Source organism: Poseidonocella sp. HB161398 (genome assembly GCF_005870025.1).
GTDB lineage: Bacteria > Pseudomonadota > Alphaproteobacteria > Rhodobacterales > Rhodobacteraceae > Mangrovicoccus.
In genome coordinates, this window is the sequence record NZ_VATA01000196.1 from 1 (window position 1) to 1994 (window position 1994).

General features: G+C 58.6%; 4 pseudogenes. 1 reads left to right on the forward strand and 3 read right to left on the reverse strand.

Going from position 1 to position 1994, the window contains the following annotated elements:
* Positions 1–431: pseudogene (locus FGX59_RS39195) on the reverse strand (transposase); the annotation flags it as partial.
* A 55-nt stretch (positions 432–486) separates the two neighbouring features.
* On the opposite strand from FGX59_RS39195, the pseudogene FGX59_RS36640 reads away from it, so the two are divergent.
* Positions 487–646 (forward strand): annotated as a pseudogene (locus tag FGX59_RS36640) (transposase); the annotation flags it as partial.
* A gap of 97 nt (positions 647–743) precedes the next feature.
* Here FGX59_RS36640 and FGX59_RS36645 read toward each other — a convergent pair.
* Positions 744–1002 (reverse strand): annotated as a pseudogene (locus FGX59_RS36645) (transposase); the annotation flags it as partial.
* A 91-nt stretch (positions 1003–1093) separates the two neighbouring features.
* Positions 1094–1900: pseudogene (flgI, locus tag FGX59_RS36650) on the reverse strand (flagellar basal body P-ring protein FlgI); the annotation flags it as partial.
* Between the last annotated feature and the right edge of the window lie 94 nt (positions 1901–1994).

A 1994-nucleotide genomic window follows, 5' to 3' on the forward strand; every position in this document is an offset into this window, starting at 1 on the left:
ATCCGGTCGCACGCTGCGATAGCGCACGCTCGACCGGTCCACCGCCAAAGCCTTGCACGCCCGTCGTTGGCTCACCCCGTGGAACGCCACGACATGTGCCACCGCTTCCCGCCTCACGCCGGGCGTTACCACTTTCGCGACGCGACATCCTTCAGGATCGCGCGCGCCATTGGGCTCGAACCAATGGCGCCTTCACTGGCGCGCTCGAGCATGGCCTCTGCCAGCAGCTTCTTCAGCTTGGCGTTCTCGTCCTCAAGCGCCCTGAGACGTCGGGCATCCGACACCTCAAGACCGCCAAACCGCGCCTTGTATTTGTAGAACGTCGCCGTGCTGACCCCGTGCTTGCGGCAGACATCGGCCGTCGCCATGCCCGCCTCCTGCTCCTTCAGCATCCCGATGATCTGCTCTTCGCTGAACCTTGATCGCTTCATTGTCCGTCTCCTGGTTGGGGCGGACTCAACCTCAAACTGGAGGAAGATGCGGGTCTCAGGTCAACGCCAGTACCGCAAGGTCCATCTGGCCATGGACGTCGCGACGGGCGACATCCGGACCGTGGAATTCACATCCAGCCGCGAGGGTGACAGCCCGGTTCTGCCGGACCTTCTGGACCAGATCCCGGACGACGAGGAAATCGGCGCCGTCACCGGCGAGTTGCCAGTGGATGCGCCGGCGCCCATCGGGCTCGGACTGATGGCGCCGCGATGGGCAACTCACTCGGACCCATGGCGTTCCCATGGCTCGATCTGGCGCAACGGCAGGCCGGACAGGACCTTCACCATGAGGCAGAACTGGATCGCACTCGTCGGGCAGACGGTCCCCCGGACCGTCCGCGGATCCTCCTCATTCCGGGAAGACCGGCGGACGCCAGAGCTTGCCTGCCTTCGGCGCGAGCCAGGCCATGTCCCTGTACACCCAAACGAGAAGCGACCCGCGCCGCTTCAAGGCGGCATTGCAGGATTTCCAGTTGGTCGTACGGTACCGAGCGGGTTCTGGCTTCGTCATGGCAGGCTCTTAACCCACCGGATTCACGCCGTGAATCCCGGAAGCCGATGAGTTCTGCAACAACGCCGATCGGAACCGTAGATCAACAGATCTACTTTACGATGAACTCGGCATGAAGAGCTCCGGCAGATTTTATGGTCTTTAGAATATCAATCATATCCCTCGGGGACACCCCTAGGGCGTTAAGACCGGACACAACGTCGGAAAGATCCGCTCCACCCTGAATTTCGGCAAGACCCGTCCCCGGCTCCTGCTCAATACCGACGTTCGTCCTGGGAACCACTATCGTCTCACCTTCTGAAAATGGATTTGGCTGCACCACCAATGGCTCCTCTTCAACTCGCAGTGTTAAATTACCTTGCGCAACCGCAACGCGCGAAATTCTTACATTTTCACCAATTACAATTGTGCCCGACCTTTGATCCACAACAACCCTCGCCTTCTGTTCCGGCTCTATGGCTATATTTTCAATTTCCGAAATTGCCCGGACCAACCCTCGACCTCCAAGAGATTGAACTGAAAAATTGACGGTTCCAGAATCCACGGCTTCCGACACGCGTGACCCGAAGAAGGAATTTACGGCCCTTTCAATGGAGACGGCCGTGGAAAAATCCGGGTCACGCAGGGCTAAGCGCAAATTTCGCAAAGAAAGAAAATCGAAATCCACCTCTCTTTCCACCCGTGCGCCAGCCGGAATTGACCCCGCCGTGGGAACACCTTGGACCAACTGCGCTGCATCCCCTTCGACTCCGATACCTCCAGCGATGATAGCGCCCTGAGCCACAGCATAAATTTCTCCGTCTGCGGCATTCAAGGGAGTCATTATCAGCGTGCCGCCAAGCAAACTGCTCGCATCCCCAATCGCAGAAACAGTAACATCAATCTTTCCACCAACCCTGGGCCTTGTTGCACAAATCGTGCGAGGGATTCACTGCATGAATCCAGCATGATAGCCGGTAGGCATGAGCAGTTGGGCCCCTACGAAGTACAAG